This window comes from Aciduricibacillus chroicocephali (genome assembly GCF_030762805.1).
GTDB classification, from domain to species: domain Bacteria; phylum Bacillota; class Bacilli; order Bacillales; family Amphibacillaceae; genus Aciduricibacillus; species Aciduricibacillus chroicocephali.
Genome location: NZ_CP129113.1, coordinates 1660729 through 1677299, shown reverse-complemented (window position 1 = coordinate 1677299; position 16571 = coordinate 1660729). Strand labels below are relative to the sequence as shown.

Genomic DNA, 16571 nt, shown 5'->3' with positions numbered 1-16571 from the left:
AGAATTGACTCTCCGAGGGTTTTTGTATTTATCAGGCAAGATAGTTATCCATGATTTTTCGTACATAATTTTGTGTTTCACTGAATGGAGGAATGCCGCCATACTTGTCCACATTACCGGGCCCCGCATTATAAGCTGCCAGTGCTGTTTCGACTTTTCCGCCGTATTTCTTCAGCATTTGGCTCAAATATTTTGTACCGCCTTCGATATTCTGCTTCATGTCAAAGGGGTTGAGTACACCAAGTGAACGAGCTGTTCCTGGCATAAGCTGCATCAATCCTTGTGCACCGACACCGCTCTTGGCATTCGGGTTATAATTCGACTCTTGCTTGATGACAGCATGGATGAGATTCGGATCGACTCCGTATTTCTGAGCCATTTCACTTACAATACTCGAAATATTTCCGGGAGCTGAAGATGCAGCAGACGCTGTCTTCTTATATGCACTTGCTGCCGAGCTGGCTGAAACGGACGGTGCGGAAGGCAAAACAGCACTGCCTGAAGAGAATGGAGCAGAGCGCATTGCTGACATGAATGGTGATCCGCTACTGCCTCCAGTAAGTACGCCTGCTGCGGTCATCGCAATCGCACGTTCAATATTTGACTGCAAAAGCTCCTTGAATGACATTCCAGAAGATGAATTCATAGTAGTCGACTGATCGTCGGCTAGAGCAGCAACACCGTTCATGGCAGGTGCCTGTGTTAATGGTTGTAAATTTGTAATATCCAACTTTTTGCCCTCCTTATGCATCCAGTTTACTTTCAAATCATGAGAAAGGCAATAGCCATTAAGCTTAGAGTCATACTTTTTTCACGGAATCAGAAGGTGAGCATAGGCTGATTCGCTGACTGAAGCAATTCCCGATAGAATGGATCTTTCCCAATACAGATGAGCCGGTCGCAAAGCGTTTTAATCTCGTCCATATCGTGGGAAATATAGAGAATCGCTTTATTCTTCTGGATGGCCAGTTGTTTGAGATAATGTACAATTTCACTTTTGGAACGCATATCAATACCGACTGTTGGTTCATCAAGAAGCAATAGATCTGGCTCATGAATGAGACTAATGGCTAGATTGAGCTTTCGTTTTTGCCCGCCGGAAAGGGTTCCGGCCATCTCTTTCCAATGGTCCAATGCGAGATTCCTACAGATCTCTTGAAGTGCATCTTCCTCTTTGCGAACCCAGCTCAGCTTTTCAAAAAAGAGCATATTCTCTTCAACTGAAAGGGAATCCCAAATTGCTAGGTCTTGAGGGACATAACCGATAAGTTTCCGATATTGCTTCCGGCTCCCGATGCTGTCGAAGCCATTGAGACGAATTGTTCCGGAAGTCGGTTTGTCCAATGTAGCAATCATGTTCAGAAGTGTGGATTTGCCGGCACCATTTTCTCCAACTAGTCCAATTATCTCTCCAGGCTCGGCTGAAAAGGATACATTGGACAGGACAATTTTCTTTTTATAAGCTTTGCCTAGACCTTCAACTTCAAGCACGGGAAAACTCCTTTCGTTTTAAAATGATAGCTAGCATTACAAGCATAATGGCAAGCGGGAGCATTCCTGTTTTTTCGTTTACAAATGCCGATACGGGATTCAAGCCTGAGAAGAGCCCCTGATTGCCGCTCGTTATAACAAGCAATGAAACGATTAATAGAGACAGCGCATAATGGAGCGGGGCATTTCTGACAAGCAATGCAAGTGCAAGCGCTAAACTGCTCGCGATAAGTCTGAATCCAATTAGAGAAATAATCAATTTGTAATCCAATACGTTACTGAATAGCAGAGCAGCTGTTAAATCGAAAACGAATAGAATAATTGTATAAAGTAAGACGGATATCAGGATAAAAGGTCTTACACTATAACGAGAGAAATACAGCCTGGCAAAAGCTTCTTCTTTACGTTCCTTTGTTATGAAATCGAAAAGGAAGAATGTCGCAATCAGCGCAGCAGCACTCCAGGGAAGCAATGGATTAAGTAAAAGTGCATGATCGGTTTTCTCCGGTGTACCCCTGAATTGAAAATCTGTTTGGAGAAGATGTTGTTCTTGCTCTATGTCATTGGCTGTTTTAATAATTTCATCTGTGCTCCAACCTGGACTGTTCGTCAGCTTTTCACTCAGTTTTTGTACAGTTAAAGCGGCCTGCATTCTGCCGCTTGCAGCTTGTACATTGGCGACCATCATTTCCTTTACCGGCTCGAAGAAGAGGGAGCGGTCGGAATGATATGCCTGAATCAGTCCTTTCGTCTTGCCGGCCGCTATATTTTTTGAAAAATCGTCTGGAATGATGAAGAGGCTGTCGTACTTGTAACTGCGGAATGAATCAAAGGCAGCTTCTTCTTCCAGCAATGTAACACGTAATAGCGGATGTCTTTGCATCGACTGTTCAAGTCCTCTCACAGCTGGGGAGGAGTCTTGTATTACAAGTGCAACAGGGATGCGTGTTTCGGTCTGAGCAGTGCCAGCCAGCTGCATGAAGCAGCTTGTTGCGGCAATTGGAAAGAGGAGCCAAAAGCAGAGCGCAAGCGGATATTTTTTAATAAATAGCCAACGCGCTTGTATGAGACTTTTCAATTTGACCGCTCCTTCCATTTAGACAGTACATAAATTAGACAACTGGCAAAAGCCGCCGTTAAGAAGAGAGAGCTATCTGCGATATAAGAACCTTCACCTAGTACGAGGTTTTGCAGATTTGCCAATGATTCGGCTGTGAATAACCGTTTTGCGAATTCACTGAGCGAGGCGGGAAAGAAACTGAGTGGAATGGCTGCTCCGCTTAGAATAAGGAGCAGGGCAGTCCAGACAGCTTGAACGAGAAGACGCAGTTTCACAGAGAGGATCAGCAGTTCCCAAAAGCCGAGTGAAAGCAAATAAATAAAAGCTGTGATAAGAAATATTCCAGAAATCTTGATATAATCCAGCCATTCGATAGGTATCCCGAATGCAATTGGAATAATGAGTGTAACTGCGATTGCTAAGGGCAGTCCCGTAATCAGAACGGCAAGCACTTTTCCGGACAAAATCTGTAAATGTCCTATATTGAACAACCGGATTCGCTGCATGAGCATTTTGTTCGTATTTAAATTGAAGAAATGCCAGAATAGCAGCATCCAGATTAGCCAGCATGTGAAAATGGCTGAAGTTACATAGTAGAGAACCGTATTGCTTGATGCTGTATCCGAGATGGATTCACTTTCAAGTGCCTGATCTTTTGCTAATGTAAAGAAGAGATATTTCTTGAATTCGCTTTTTAAAAGGGTGCGCCGGTCTGAATCGGACATTCCCAGTTCTTCTGCATATTCATCAATAGCTAGAATATTCGCCTGGGCACTGTTAATATGCTTGGCTGCACTGTCCATGAAGGTTCGAATGATTTCAGCTTGCATGCGCTCATTCGGATTGCCGACAATTTGCAATGTTATTGATTCTCCGTGATACAGTTTACTGCTGAATTTTTCCGGGAATGCGATATAAGCACTTAGTTTACCTTCCTGAAGCATATAATCGGCTTCTTTTCTCGTAACTTCATTAACATGGAGGGCTTTCTTGAAGTCACTGTTATTGCGGAGCATCGTAACAATCATTTGGCTTTCTTTGGAATCATTCAGCCCGACGAGACCGACCTCTATCGGGGTACCACGTTCAGGTGTCATGAACTGAATGGCGATGAAGGCGAGAAGGGTGATAAATAGAAGAGGGAAAGGCAAAAGAAGAGAAAGCGATTTCCACTTTCCCTTCAATTGCTTTATATTAGTTGCTGTTAAATGATAGATTGTTTGAGTCAGGTGCATGCTGCCACTTCCTGTTACTTGAAATGCTTAGAAACCGAATTGAGCACCGATTGAAGGTATTACTTCGTTCATGAAGTAGTTTTCGATTTCAGATTGTGACATCTTGCCAAGATCCTTCACATTTTCCTTGGAAGGTTTCTTGATCGAGTCTGTAGTATGAGCATCTTTCTTCATATACAATTCGATGTTCTGATTGCCCATGTCTGGAGCATCGACTTTGAATGTATGGTCGGATTCCATGCCTTCTTTTTTGTACTTAGCTGTACCAGACCAGACGAGACTGGATGGTTTGCCAGCAGATTCATTGAAAGATACAACTCGCTCGAATTTGCGTTTTCCATCTTTCAAAGATTCATTGCCTTCGTAGTTAACCTTGTCGCCATCGACTGCGAATTCAGCTGAATCTTTAATTTTGTCGTCCTTATGTGAGAAGTCTGCTTTGGCAGTCATTTCATCTTCTTTAAAGTCGGTTTTTGACTTGAATACATAATCAAATGTCTGCTTGTTGTCCCCAAGGTTTTGTTCACCTTTAACAGTAACTTGAGTGAGGTCATCCTTAGTTTCGCCGGCTTTTACAGAGAAATCACGTTTGACGACCAACTTGTCAGCGACCCAGATTGTTGATTTGACTCCATTTGGAATGCTTGCATCTTTTACATCCTGAATCATGTCTTCGATGTTTTCTTTGTAAGCTTTGCTGTATTCATTCTGATTGATTTGCATGCCGAAGTTCTGCATGCCAATCTGGTTTTGAAGCATTGCTTTTAACTTCTTGTCATTTTTTGCTTTGTTGAGTACTTTTACGATAATATCTTTAGTCTGTTTTTCACTTAGTTTCATCGTGATTTTCTCAGTAGAGATATCGCTTTTGCCAATTTTCACTTTCTCATCCTTCGATTCGAAAGCTTCGTCTGGGATCTCGTCATAAATCATATTGCCATACTCTTTCTTGATGTACTCCTGATTTTCTTCAGGAAGGCCTTGTTCAAAGAACTGGGCAAAGTCGAATTCCATACCTTCGACATCAGTTGTGCTATCGAGTTCTGAAAGAAGGTTAGGCAAGTCTTTGTCTTTGATCAGCAATGTATCTTTGACGAAAGGAAGTTTTGCCGTAAGCTCATCTTTTGTAATGCCGAATTTCAGACCGCCAAATTCCAGGCCGCTCAAGTTTAAAGTAACGTCTGCAGTTGCGACTTTCTTCTTGTAGTCTGTGCCAGTTTCGACTTTCAGGCTGGAGTTGTTGAGCATCGCCAATTCTTGGGAGCCCGCAAGTCCAGGGCCATCATACTTGGCAGATACCTCGTAACTTGCTTTTGAAGGTTTTTCCCTCGTTAGTTCAGCCCAGTCTGTTTCAGGCTGGTAGCGTTTTTCGAATTGATCGACGATGAAGTCCATTGAATCTTTTTCTGCAAGGAAATACTTTTCTTTCGGTGATTTGCCGATGAGGGCAAAAGCTGCAACTGCACCACCAATTACGAGCACGGCAGCGATTACAATTGCGGCGATCTTCTTCGTACCAGTCGGTGTCTGTCGTTTCTCTTCCATGTCAGTCCCCTTTCTTCATGCAATTCATATGTATGCGAATAAATCTGCATCATCCACCTTAAAACAGCAACTTTACGTAACAGGAAAAAATGGTGGCATGTTCCTAATAACCGTACCACGACCGGGGAAAAAATGCATGCTCCATTGTGCTTAATTATATGGAAAATACTTCTCTTGTTTTAGGACAAAAGTAAAGGCAGACACTACAAAAGAGTGTCTGCCCATGATTACTGATGATCCCAGTGGTGCGTTGTCGTTTGCTTGACTCCTGTTTCGAGTGCTGAGAGCATCTCGCTCCGTTCACTCGAATCGGATTGCTGCCAGATCAACTCGAACAAAACTCCGAGCCCTGGCAATAATTTTTCCTCGCCACGGTCAATCGCATCTACAATAACTGATTGAAGCTGATCGCGGTTGTTTGTCGCAATGTTGTCAAGAATCGCTTTGCGGATATCAAAATTCATCTTTCGTCACCTCCGGGATTTGTATATAGTTTGGACAAGTGAGTGGCGATTATGTATACTTTTCACGTTATAAGAGAAAGGTGATGACATTGATCACATCTGTACAAAATAATTTGGTAAAAAAAATGAAAAAGCTTCATATGGCGAAAGAACGAAAAAAACAGAGTCAATTTCTTTTGGAAGGTACACACCTTGTAGAAACGGCAGTGGCCAGTGGCTGGCCGATTGAAATGCTGCTTGTATCGGATGATTATGCATTAACTGGAGATTTGGCGAGTTTGCCTTACGAAGTCATTTCTGACAATGTGCTTGAGCATTTATCGGTGACAAAGACTCCTCAGGGGATTATTGCGCTTGCAAATATGAAGGAAATGGACTTTCCTAGAGAGTCTACACGTGTTCTTGTCTGTGATGGAGTTCAGGATCCTGGGAATCTGGGGACAATTATTCGCACAGCAGATGCTGCTGGTTTTGATGCTGTCATCTACGGTAAGGGATCTGCTGATCTCTACAATGACAAGACAGTGCGGTCGACACAGGGTTCGCTTTTCCATATTCCGGTCATTCAGGCGGATCTGTTAGAAAAACTTCCCGAGCTGAAATCTGCAGGCTTCCATGTATGGGGAGCCGCACTTCAAGAATCGGTAATTTATAATGAAGCTGAAAAAACGGAAAAGCTCGCTATTATTGTTGGCAATGAAGGAGCAGGCATTCGTGAAGAAATTCTAGAAATGGCTGACACGATTGTAAAAATTCCGATATATGGGCAGGCAGAATCACTGAATGTCGCTATTGCTGCAGGGATTCTAATGTATGAAGCAAAAAAATAGCCTTGCCTGTTGTTCATCTTTTTGTCTATAATAGGGACAGACATGCATATGACCAACACATATACATAGTACAAAAGCGCTGACAGAACGGGCGCTCGTCCAAGCCGGAACAGGGAAGGGGTGACATCTGACTGAAATCATCCCTACGGCTGCAGTGACGAACCGCTTTTCACTCTTGAGCTGGCATCGGGACCTTGGATTCGTCCAAGTAAAGATGTTTCCGGGAACATTCCCGTTATCCAATGTCCAAGTGGGCGTATTTTAGTGCGTCAACAAGGGTGGTACCGCGAACACAAGTCTCGTCCCTTTTATTAGGGAGGAGGCTTTTTGTTTTGTGATTATATCCAGAACTGAATCAAAAGGAGGCGTATCTGCCATGAAAGAACAGCTGCAAGCATTGAAGACGGCAGCATTGGAAGCCGTCCAGCAGACAAATGATGAGAAAGAACTGCAACAAATCCGCGTCAATTACCTCGGTAAAAAAGGTGAGCTGACAGGTATTTTGCGTGGCATGGGCAAATTGTCCGCAGAAGAACGTCCGGTAATCGGTGAACTTGCCAACGTTGTCCGTGAAGAAATTACAGCGGCACTTGATGAAAAGAAAGCAGTACTTGAAGAAAAAGCATTGGAAATTCAGCTTCAGACTGAAAAAATCGATATTTCCCTGCCTGGCTATCCAGTGAAGCGTGGCGGTGCTCATCTTCTTACTCAGATTGTCGAAGAGATCGAAGACTTGTTCGTCGGAATGGGTTATGAAATCAAAGAAGGTCCGGAAGTAGAAACAGACTATTTCAACTTCGAAGCTTTGAACTTGCCGAAGAACCACCCGGCACGTGATATGCAGGATACATTCTACCTTACAAATGAATTGCTTATGAGAACACATACTTCTCCGATGCAAGCACGTACGATGCAGAAGTCGGATAAGAACCAGCCAGTCAAAATGATTTGCCCAGGTAAAGTATATCGCCGTGATACGGATGATGCGACACATTCACATCAGTTCACACAGATCGAGGGTCTCTATGTGGACCGTGATGTGAAGATGAGTGATCTGAAGGGAACGCTTGATGCGTTTGCAAAGGCGATGTTCGGAAAGGATCGAAAAATTCGTCTGCGTCCGAGTTTCTTCCCATTCACAGAGCCATCTGTTGAGATGGACATTTCTTGTAAAGTGTGCGGCGGAACAGGTTGCCGTGTCTGCAAGGGAACAGGCTGGATTGAAATTCTTGGTGCCGGCATGGTGCACCCGAATGTTCTGCGCATGGCAGGATATGATCCGGAAGAATTCACAGGATTTGCTTTCGGCATGGGGCCAGAGCGTATTGCGATGCTGAAATACGGTGTCGATGATATTAGACATTTCTATACGAACGATACAAGATTCTTGAACCAATACCATAAGGCATAACGGGAGGAAACAACAATGCTCGTATCTTTAAACTGGCTTCAGCAGTATGTTGACCTGGAAGGCCAAACACCTGAAGAACTCGCAGAAAAAATTACTAAATCCGGTATCGAAGTGGACAGCATCCAGCATATCGCTGAGAAGAGTACAAACGTCGTCGTCGGTCATGTGCTGGAATGCGGCAAGCATCCGGATGCAGATAAACTGAATGTAACAAAAGTAGATGTCGGGGATGAAACATTGCAGATCGTCTGTGGCGCTCCGAATATTGCTCAAGGACAAAAAGTTGCAGTAGCGAAACCAGGTGCAGTTCTTCCTGGCAATTTCAAAATCAAGAAAGCAAAACTTCGTGGGGTTGAATCATTTGGAATGATCTGCTCACTACAGGAACTTGGCATTGATGAAAAGTATGTTCCGAAAGAATATGCATCTGGTATTTTCGTTTTCCCGGAAGATGCTGTACCGGGTACACCTGTTGAGGAACTTCTGAACCTTGATGATGCTGTACTGGAATTCGATCTAACTCCAAACCGTGCGGATTGTCTTAACATGCTTGGAGCTGCTTATGAAGTTGCCACAATTCTTGATAAGCCGCTTAAATTGCCGGAACCGACATTTGAGCCATTTGCTGAGCAAACAGCTGATTTCATTTCCGTAAAATCAGAGGATGCAGAACTGAACCCATATTATGCGGCGTTCGTTATCAAAGATATCGAAGTGAAGCCTTCACCACTTTGGATGCGCAATCGTCTAATGGCAGCGGGCATCCGTCCGATCAACAATGTAGTAGACATCACGAACTATGTACTGCTTGAATACGGCCAGCCGCTCCATGCGTTCGATTATGATCGTTTCGGTACGAAGGAAGTTGTCGTGCGCAGTGCGCGTGAAGGAGAGCAGCTGACGACTCTTGATGGCAAAGAACGCACCCTTTCTGCTCATAATCTCGTCATTACGAATGGTACTGAGCCCGTTGCACTTGCTGGTGTCATGGGAGGGTTGGACTCTGAAGTTCATGATGGAACAAAGACTGTCCTCCTTGAAGCAGCATATTTTGATGGCCAATCAATCCGAAGCACGGTTAAAGAGACTGGACTTCGCAGTGATGCAAGCACGCGCTATGAAAAGGGAATTGACCCGAATCGTGTTTATGAAGCGGGCGTTCGCGCATGCCAGTTGCTTGAACTATATGCAGGTGGAAAGGTTTGTGCTGGCCCAGTTGTCTTCGATGAACTGGACAAAACTGAGAAAGTTGTTAAAGTCGATGCCGCCGAAACGAATCGTCGTCTTGGAACTGAGATCAAATCAGAAGAAATTGCGGACATTTTCCGTAAGCTTCGATTCTCGTTCGAACAGAATGGAAATGACTTCACAGTGACTGTGCCAACACGCCGAATGGACATTTCCATTTTTGAAGATATGCTTGAAGAAATTGCACGTGTCTATGGTTATGATCATCTTCCATTCACACTGCCCCGCAGTGCGACACGAGGCGAGCTTACTGAGACACAGCGCCTGAAACGCCTTGTAAAACGCTTCATTGAAGGTGCTGGTCTTGCTGAAACGCTCACATACTCACTAACTGATGACGATTCAATCGATAAATTGATCAGTCCAGATGTTCAGGAACAGGAACCAAAGGCAATCAAGCTTGCGATGCCGATGACTGAGGATCATAAATACTTGCGTCTCAGCTTGCTTCCAGAAATTCTTCGTGCTGTTACGTACAACAAAGCACGCAGTAATGAGAATATTGGCCTGTTCGAACTTGGTTCTGTATTCATTTCCAAAGAAGAAGTGCTATCCGCACAGCCACATGAGCAACTGCGTCTAGCTGGAGCTCTTGCAGGTCTTTGGGAAGAGAGCCGTTGGCAGGGTGAAGTGAAGAAAGTCGATTTCTACGTTGCCAAAGGGATTGTGGAAGGGTTGTTCCGCTACCTTGGACTGACACCGGAATTCTCAGCAGGCGAAGTTGGCAATATGCATCCTGGACGCACAGCTATCGTGAAGCTTTCCGGCAGAACAGTCGGCTTCGTAGGACAGGTGCATCCGCTTTATGCTAAAGCTCACGACCTTGCAGAGACGTACGTCTTTGATTTGAACATGGAAGAAATCTTCAAGGCTTATGAAGAACTTCCTTCGTTCGCGAAGATTCCGAAGTTCCCAAGTGTTTCTCGTGATATCGCACTAGTTCTTGATCAAAATGTTGAAGCAGGTAATGTTCAGAAAAAGATTGCTGAAACTGGTGCACCACTCGTGAAACGCGTCGACATTTTCGATGTGTATCAAGGTGAACATCTGCCTGAAGGTAAAAAATCCATTGCATACCATCTCGTTTACCAAGACCCGGAAAAGACGCTCACTGATGAAGAAGTGGAAGCTTCCTACAAGCAAATTGTAGATGCTGTCACAACTGAATTCGGAGCGGAAGTCCGCTCATAATAAAAAAAATCTTCCAGCCGCCAATGCAGCTGGAAGATTTTTTTGTTATAGATATTTTTCTGCCTTCTGTGTATTCGCAAAATGCACTTTTGCAATGGATTCGAGCTTTTCCTTGCCATAAGTTCGGATTACTCTCGCAATCGCAGCATCTACTTTTGCAGAGGCTCCTTTCGGAAGAGTGAAGCCGACCTCTTTTGAAAGCTTGTCCATTTCCTTTACGAAGCTTGTCCGAGCGATGATCGAACCGGCTGCTACTGCAATAGAATGACTTTCAGCTTTCGTCATGAAGTAAGTGTTTTCAGCAAGAACTCCATTTTCTGATCCGATATGCCGTTTGTAAATGTCTGGCATGCAAAATTGGTCGATAAGGATACCGGCGGAAGGGATGCCGTCTATTTTACTAAGCAATTTCTCAATCGCATGGTGATGGAGCATCGCTTTCATCTTGCCCTGAGACCAACCTTTGCGCTGCAGACGATTATATTTTTCATTATGTAAAACGAGAAGAGCATACGGAATATCGAGTTTCACAATGTCTGTTGCCAATTTCCGGATTGTCGCGTCTGTCAGATTTTTCGAATCTTGAACACCAATTGATTGGAGTAATTCGATTTTATCTCCTGGGACAAATGCACAAGCAACAGTAATTGGACCGAAATAGTCTCCAGTCCCAGCTTCATCAGAGCCAATATGAGAACTGACTAGGAAGCCTTCAGGGATAGATTCATGGGATTGTTTTGTTGCAGGAGCAGAAGCTTTTGAGGGTGTTTTTTTCTTTGATCCAATTGTTGCACCAGCATTCCAGAGGCGTGCTTCTGCTTCGGGCGCCTTGCCTTGAAATAGTACCTTGCCTGAGTTGTACGCGGTGATGGCAGCATTACTCGTTTTCGCGCGAAAAACTGCGCCAGGGGGTGTGCTCACTTCAATGTATTGAGCATAGTGCATTTTCATCTTTTCAATTACTGTTTTGGGGACTGTCAGGACTTCCTGTGGCATTGTATTGCCTCCTTAATTGGCCTATCAAGACAAAATTTACGTAAGACCTATCATAGCAGACTGTCTGGGCTAATGCAGTTAGTTTCCTAAACGTTTCCTTCATGTTAATATGAAAGAGGTTTATTACGCAAAATAATCGAAGCAATGAACTGGAGGAGAGATCGTATGGCAGATCAGAAAAAAACACGGACAACGATCGAGATTCACAACAGGCCATATACGATTATCGGCACAGAGTCCGAAAGCCATATCAAACTCGTCGCGAGCCTCGTCGACCAAAAAATGAAAGAAATCCAAACACACAGCCAGTATCTTGATACGGCAAGCCTTGCTGTTCTGACTGCTGTCAATACGATGAATGATTATATGAAGTTAAAAGAAGAATATGCATCGCTCCTTGGAGCCATGCGCAAGGGAAAAGAGGAATAAAGACAACTATGATCGTAACACTTATTATCATATTCCTGCTTGTGTCCGGCTGGGTAAACGGCGTGAGAAGAGGATTCGTCCTGCAAGTCATCCATTTGGCAGGGTTCATTGGTTCTCTAATCATTGCCTGGTTCCTGTACGATGACCTTGCACCGCATCTTGCTAAAATCATCCCTGCCCCAGGAAGCGGCAATAGCACATGGACGGCAGTAGAGAATGTTCTGCCGTTCCAGACGACATTCTATAATGTCATTTCATTTATTATCGTCCTTATTGTTGCTCGATTGATCATCGGCATGATCGGTAGAACAATTGACGGTTTTGCAAAATTGCCTATTTTGAGATCTTTCAACAAACTGCTGGGCGGAGTGCTCGGACTTGCAGAGACTTACCTAATCGTATTTATCGCCATTGCACTGTTCTTTTTCATTCCTGGCACAGAACATTATGTGCGTGATTCGGGTCTTGCAATGACGATTTTGGAAAAGACACCGTATTTGTCTGATACATTGAAACAGTTCCTCCCATGATACGGCATGGTGGACAGGGGGAGATCAAATGACAATTACAAAGAAGGATGTCATCCGCCTGCTTGAGAAGATTGCGATCTACCTTGAGCTGAAGGGTGAGAATCCATTTAAAATATCAGCCTACCGCAAAGCGGCTCAGGCTCTGGAAAAAGATGAACGCTCCCTTGCGGAGATGGAAGATGTGACAAAGCTAAAAGGAATCGGAAAAGGGACAGCAGCAGTGATCCAGGAATTCCTTGACGCAGAAGGTGAATCGGCTACACTCACTCAATTGCAAGAAGAAGTACCGTCGGGGCTTATTCCTTTGCTAAATGTGCCAGGGCTTGGAGGAAAGAAGCTCTCCCGTCTATACCAGGAGCTTGACGTTGTTGACGCCGAGTCACTGAAAGAAGTTCTTGAAAACGGGAAAGTCGAAGCGCTCTCCGGTTTCGGTAAAAAGTCAGCCGAGAAAATGCTTGCAGCATTGAATGAAGTTGGCAAGCGCCCAGATCGTATTCCTGTTGCGCTCGCGCTTCCTATTGCCGAAGATATAGAAGCGTTTCTCTCAGACATTCCGGAAATTGTCCGCTATTCACGTGCTGGCAGTTTGCGCCGCATGCGTGAGACGGTGAGAGACCTTGATTTCATCATTGCAACTGAAGAACCGCTCGCTGTACGCGACCGACTTCTTGAGCTTCCACGGATTAAAGAAGTCATCGCACAGGGTGAGACGAAGGTTTCTGTGACGCTTGAAGAAGTTTATGACATCAATGTTGATTTCCGGCTTATTGAACCAGGTGCTTTTGCCAGTACATTGCATCATTTTACAGGATCCAAAGATCATAACGTAGCGATGAGGCAAATTGCCAAAGCGCGCGGTGAGAAAATCAGTGAATACGGGGTCGAACAGGAAGAAACGGGTGAAGTACTCGCATTCGAAACGGAAGAGCAGTTTTTCAAACATTTCGGTCTGAATTTCATCCCGCCTGAAGTCCGAGAAGACGAGGGTGAGACAGAAGCATTCAAGGAAGACTTGCAGCTTCTTGAGCTCTCAGATATCCGCGGTGACCTTCATATGCATACGACTTGGAGTGACGGGGCTCTTTCTCTTGCTGAAATGGTTGACGAAGTGCGCCGTCATGGTTATGAATATATGGCAATTACGGATCACTCCAAATACTTAAAAGTAGCGAACGGCCTTAATGAAGACAGACTTCTCAAACAGCGCGAAGAAATTGTCCGATTGAATGCGCTGCACAATGATTTTCATATTTTCCAGGGAGTCGAGATGGACATCCTTCCTGATGCGACTCTTGATTTTTCGGAAGACTTTCTGAAAGAGCTGGACTGGACAATCGGTGCAATTCATTCGAGCTTCAGCCAGTCAGAAGAAGAAATCATGAAACGGCTCTTCGCAGCAATGGACAATCCTTTGGTAAACCTTATCGCCCATCCGACGGGAAGACTGATTGGCAAGCGTCCAGGGTATCCTGTTGATATGGAAGGCTTGATTGAGCATGCAGCGAAAACGAATACTGCGCTTGAAATCAATGCAAACCCGAACCGTTTAGATCTTGCTGCGGAGTGGGCACAAAAAGCACAGGATGCAGGCGTTTATATTTCAATTAATACAGATGCTCACAACTCGGGCATGCTGGAACATATGAAATATGGTGTCGGCAATGCTAGAAGAGGCTGGATTAGAAAAGATACAGTTATCAATACATGGCCGATCGAAAAACTGAAAGCATTCATGAATCGCGGTTAAAGCGAATCATTTTGACAAAAAAGGAGCAGGATTGATGAACGAAAGAATCCTCCGGGTGGCAGAATTTAATAAAATCGCCGAACGCCTGATCCAAAAGGCGGAAACGACGCTCGGCAAGGAACTGGCTAGAAAGGTACATCCGGCATCCGACATTGAAACAGTAACCCATCAATTGGAAGAAACCGATGAAGCTTATCGTATTATCGGATTGAATAAGTCAATCCCTTTTGGCGGAATTGCTGATATCCGTGCTTCATTGCAACGCAGCAAGATTGGAAGCGTCCTTAGTGCTGCTGAATGCCTTGATGTGGCGGAAACTATTCGTGGTGGACGCAATGTCAAGACGTTTCTTGAAGCGCTTGACGATGAAGTCCCGTTGTTGCTTGAACTATCAGAGCGGATTATGCCTTTACGTGATCTGGAGCAGACGATTAAGAACGCCATTGATGACAATGCGCATGTCATGGACAGTGCGTCCGAGAAGTTGCGGTCTATTCGCTCAAGCATTCGCACGAACGAGAATCGGATCAGAGAGCGGATGGATAATTTCCTGAAGACGAAAAGCAGCATGCTAAGCGATGCGATTATCACAATCCGTAATGACAGATATGTATTGCCGGTTAAAAGCGAATACCGCTCAGCAATTGGCGGCATCGTCCATGACCAGTCTTCTTCAGGTCAAACATTATTCATGGAACCGCGTGCAGTCGTTGACCTGAACAATAATCTGCAAGAAGCTTTTGCAAAAGAAAGTCAGGAAGTTGAACGTATCCTCTCGGAGCTAACAGAGAAAATTGCTGAGCATGCAGGATACTTGAAAGAAAATACGAGAGTGCTTGCACAGCTTGACTTCATAGCAGCCAGGGCGAAATTGAGTGCTGATATGCGAGCTGCCAAGCCGAAAATGAATGATCAAGGCTACATCAATATGAAAGAAGCGCGTCACCCGCTCATTCCAGAAACGCAAGTCGTTCCAAATGATATTGAGCTTGGCAAGGATTACACGGCGATCGTCATTACTGGACCTAACACCGGTGGTAAGACTGTTACTTTGAAACTTGTCGGCTTATCCATTCTTATGGCACAATCAGGGATTTTTGTTCCGGCGCAGGATGGATTGGAACTTGCTGTGTTCAATGAGGTGTTCGCGGATATCGGTGACGAGCAATCGATTGAACAGAACTTGAGTACATTCTCGTCTCACATGACGAACATTGTTAGCATTCTTGAGCAGTTTGATGACAATTCACTCATTCTTTTTGATGAGCTTGGTGCAGGTACCGACCCACAGGAAGGTGCTGCACTTGCAATGTCCATTCTTGATAAAGTAATTGATTCAGGTGCCAGAGTTCTTGCGACGACGCACTATCCGGAATTGAAAGCATATGGTTTTAACAGACCACAGGTAATGAATGCGTCTGTTGAATTTAATGTAGAAACACTGCAGCCGACATATCGTCTTCTTCTTGGCGTGCCAGGGCGAAGCAACGCATTTGAAATTTCGAAGCGTCTCGGTCTCGATGTAAGAATTATTGATAAAGCTAGGGGCATGATCGGAGTAGAATCCGAAAGTGTTGAGAATATGATTGCATCCCTTGAAACAGCACGTCGCCAAGCCGAGAAGGATTACGAAGAAGCACATCAGATTCTCGAGCAGAGTGAGCATATCCGCCGTGAGCTGCAAGCTGAATGGCGCAAGTATGAGAAGAAGCGAGATCATTTGTATGAACAAGCGGAGGAAAAGGCTGCGAAGGCACTCGCCGATGCAAGAGAAGAAGCTGAAATGATAGTGGATGAAATTAAGTCCATGCGTTCGAATGCTGTTCTGAAAGAGCATGAATGGATTGAAGCGAAAAAAATGCTCGAGGAAGCACAGCCACATCTTCGCAAGAAAACAACCAAAGGACAAAATGCTTCTCAAGGTAATAAGCCTGCTCAGACAGATGAACTGCACCCAGGAGATGAAGTACGTCTCATTATGCTTAATCAAAAAGGTGTCGTTGCTGAAAAGGTGAATAAGAAGGAGTATATGGTTCAAGTTGGTGCGATGAAGGTGAAAGTGAAAGGGAAAGACCTCGAGTTCATCAAGTCGCAGCAACAGGAACCGGAGACACCTGTCACACGCACGAAAGGTACAACGAGCTATGTAAAACCGGAAATCGATTTGCGTGGCGAACGTTATGAAGATGCCCTCTTGCGTGTCGAAAAGTATATTGATGAAGCAGTCCTCGCCGGGTTCCCAAGAGTTACAATTATTCATGGTAAGGGAACTGGGGCTCTGCGCAAAGGCGTGCAGGATTTCGTCAAAACCCATCCGAATGTCGCCAGTGCTAGAGCAGGCGAGCGCGGTGAAGGAGATACGGGAGTAACGGTCCTCGAATTGAAATAAACGGC

At 44.7% G+C, this 16571-nt stretch carries 14 protein-coding genes; 7 read left to right on the top strand and 7 right to left on the bottom strand.

The features are described from left to right. Positions 1–31: 31 nt before the first annotated feature. The 6 genes from QR721_RS08845 to sspI form a co-directional block, all read right to left on the bottom strand. Entirely contained in the window at positions 32–730 is a 699-nt protein-coding gene (locus QR721_RS08845; protein ID WP_348026070.1) for a lytic transglycosylase domain-containing protein, read from the bottom strand. 89 nt (positions 731–819) lie between these two features. After that, positions 820–1491 (bottom strand): ABC transporter ATP-binding protein, encoded by a 672-nt coding sequence (locus tag QR721_RS08840; protein ID WP_348026068.1) that lies wholly within the window; start codon positions 1489–1491, stop codon positions 820–822. Next, positions 1484–2569, bottom strand: coding sequence for an ABC transporter permease (locus tag QR721_RS08835; RefSeq protein WP_348026066.1), 1086 nt, complete (start codon positions 2567–2569; stop codon positions 1484–1486). The genes QR721_RS08840 and QR721_RS08835 overlap by 8 nt, the downstream gene beginning before the upstream one ends. Then, positions 2566–3786 carry an ABC transporter permease gene (locus QR721_RS08830; protein ID WP_348026064.1) on the bottom strand — a complete coding sequence of 407 codons (1221 nt, stop codon included), beginning with the start codon at positions 3784–3786 and terminating at the stop codon, positions 2566–2568. Before QR721_RS08830 ends, QR721_RS08835 begins: the two co-directional genes overlap by 4 nt. Before the next feature lie 27 nt (positions 3787–3813). Continuing rightward, positions 3814–5331 (bottom strand): DUF6583 family protein, encoded by a 1518-nt coding sequence (locus QR721_RS08825; RefSeq protein ID WP_348026062.1) that lies wholly within the window; start codon positions 5329–5331, stop codon positions 3814–3816. Positions 5332–5558: 227 nt separating this feature from the next. Continuing rightward, positions 5559–5795: a small acid-soluble spore protein SspI gene (gene sspI, locus QR721_RS08820; protein ID WP_348026060.1), complete on the bottom strand. Its 237-nt coding sequence runs from the start codon at positions 5793–5795 to the stop codon at positions 5559–5561. An 83-nt stretch (positions 5796–5878) separates the two neighbouring features. Here sspI and QR721_RS08815 point away from each other — a divergent pair, with 83 nt between their 5' ends. From QR721_RS08815 to pheT, 3 genes are all read left to right on the top strand, one after another. Beyond that, entirely contained in the window at positions 5879–6625 is a 747-nt protein-coding gene (locus QR721_RS08815) for a TrmH family RNA methyltransferase (RefSeq protein WP_348026058.1), read from the top strand. A 376-nt stretch (positions 6626–7001) separates the two neighbouring features. After that, complete coding sequence (gene pheS / locus QR721_RS08810; protein WP_348029820.1) at positions 7002–8036, top strand: phenylalanine--tRNA ligase subunit alpha; 1035 nt, start codon at positions 7002–7004, stop codon at positions 8034–8036. A 15-nt stretch (positions 8037–8051) separates the two neighbouring features. Further along, a complete protein-coding gene (gene pheT / locus QR721_RS08805; RefSeq protein WP_348026056.1) occupies positions 8052–10475 on the top strand; it encodes a phenylalanine--tRNA ligase subunit beta in 2424 nt (807 codons plus the stop codon). A gap of 45 nt (positions 10476–10520) precedes the next feature. Here pheT and rnhC read toward each other — a convergent pair whose 3' ends face one another. Next, positions 10521–11471: a ribonuclease HIII gene (rnhC, locus tag QR721_RS08800; RefSeq protein ID WP_348026054.1), complete on the bottom strand. Its 951-nt coding sequence runs from the start codon at positions 11469–11471 to the stop codon at positions 10521–10523. Between the two features lie 165 nt (positions 11472–11636). Between rnhC and zapA the strand changes: the two genes are divergently transcribed. The 4 genes from zapA to QR721_RS08780 are packed head-to-tail and all read left to right on the top strand — an operon-like array spanning position 11637 to position 16566. Then, positions 11637–11900, top strand: coding sequence for a cell division protein ZapA (gene zapA / locus QR721_RS08795; protein ID WP_348026052.1), 264 nt, complete (start codon positions 11637–11639; stop codon positions 11898–11900). 8 nt (positions 11901–11908) lie between these two features. Further along, positions 11909–12430: a CvpA family protein gene (locus QR721_RS08790; RefSeq protein WP_348026050.1), complete on the top strand. Its 522-nt coding sequence runs from the start codon at positions 11909–11911 to the stop codon at positions 12428–12430. A gap of 28 nt (positions 12431–12458) precedes the next feature. Continuing rightward, positions 12459–14177 (top strand): DNA polymerase/3'-5' exonuclease PolX, encoded by a 1719-nt coding sequence (gene polX, locus QR721_RS08785; protein ID WP_348026048.1) that lies wholly within the window; start codon positions 12459–12461, stop codon positions 14175–14177. A gap of 34 nt (positions 14178–14211) precedes the next feature. After that, positions 14212–16566, top strand: a complete 2355-nt coding sequence (locus QR721_RS08780; RefSeq protein WP_348026046.1) for an endonuclease MutS2 — start codon at positions 14212–14214, stop codon at positions 16564–16566. Positions 16567–16571: the final 5 nt, after the last annotated feature.

Excerpts from the sequence above, each read along its gene's own strand:
- QR721_RS08830 (WP_348026064.1), bottom strand. The coding sequence starts at position 3,786 with ATGCACCTGACTCAAACAATCTATCATTTAACAGCAACTAATATAAAG.
- QR721_RS08825 (WP_348026062.1), bottom strand. The coding sequence starts at position 5,331 with ATGGAAGAGAAACGACAGACACCGACTGGTACGAAGAAGATCGCCGCA.
- sspI (WP_348026060.1), bottom strand. The coding sequence starts at position 5,795 with ATGAATTTTGATATCCGCAAAGCGATTCTTGACAACATTGCGACAAAC.
- QR721_RS08815 (WP_348026058.1), top strand. The coding sequence starts at position 5,879 with ATGACATTGATCACATCTGTACAAAATAATTTGGTAAAAAAAATGAAA.
- pheS (WP_348029820.1), top strand. The coding sequence starts at position 7,002 with ATGAAAGAACAGCTGCAAGCATTGAAGACGGCAGCATTGGAAGCCGTC.
- pheT (WP_348026056.1), top strand. The coding sequence starts at position 8,052 with ATGCTCGTATCTTTAAACTGGCTTCAGCAGTATGTTGACCTGGAAGGC.
- rnhC (WP_348026054.1), bottom strand. The coding sequence starts at position 11,471 with ATGCCACAGGAAGTCCTGACAGTCCCCAAAACAGTAATTGAAAAGATG.
- zapA (WP_348026052.1), top strand. The coding sequence starts at position 11,637 with ATGGCAGATCAGAAAAAAACACGGACAACGATCGAGATTCACAACAGG.
- QR721_RS08790 (WP_348026050.1), top strand. The coding sequence starts at position 11,909 with ATGATCGTAACACTTATTATCATATTCCTGCTTGTGTCCGGCTGGGTA.
- polX (WP_348026048.1), top strand. The coding sequence starts at position 12,459 with ATGACAATTACAAAGAAGGATGTCATCCGCCTGCTTGAGAAGATTGCG.
- QR721_RS08780 (WP_348026046.1), top strand. The coding sequence starts at position 14,212 with ATGAACGAAAGAATCCTCCGGGTGGCAGAATTTAATAAAATCGCCGAA.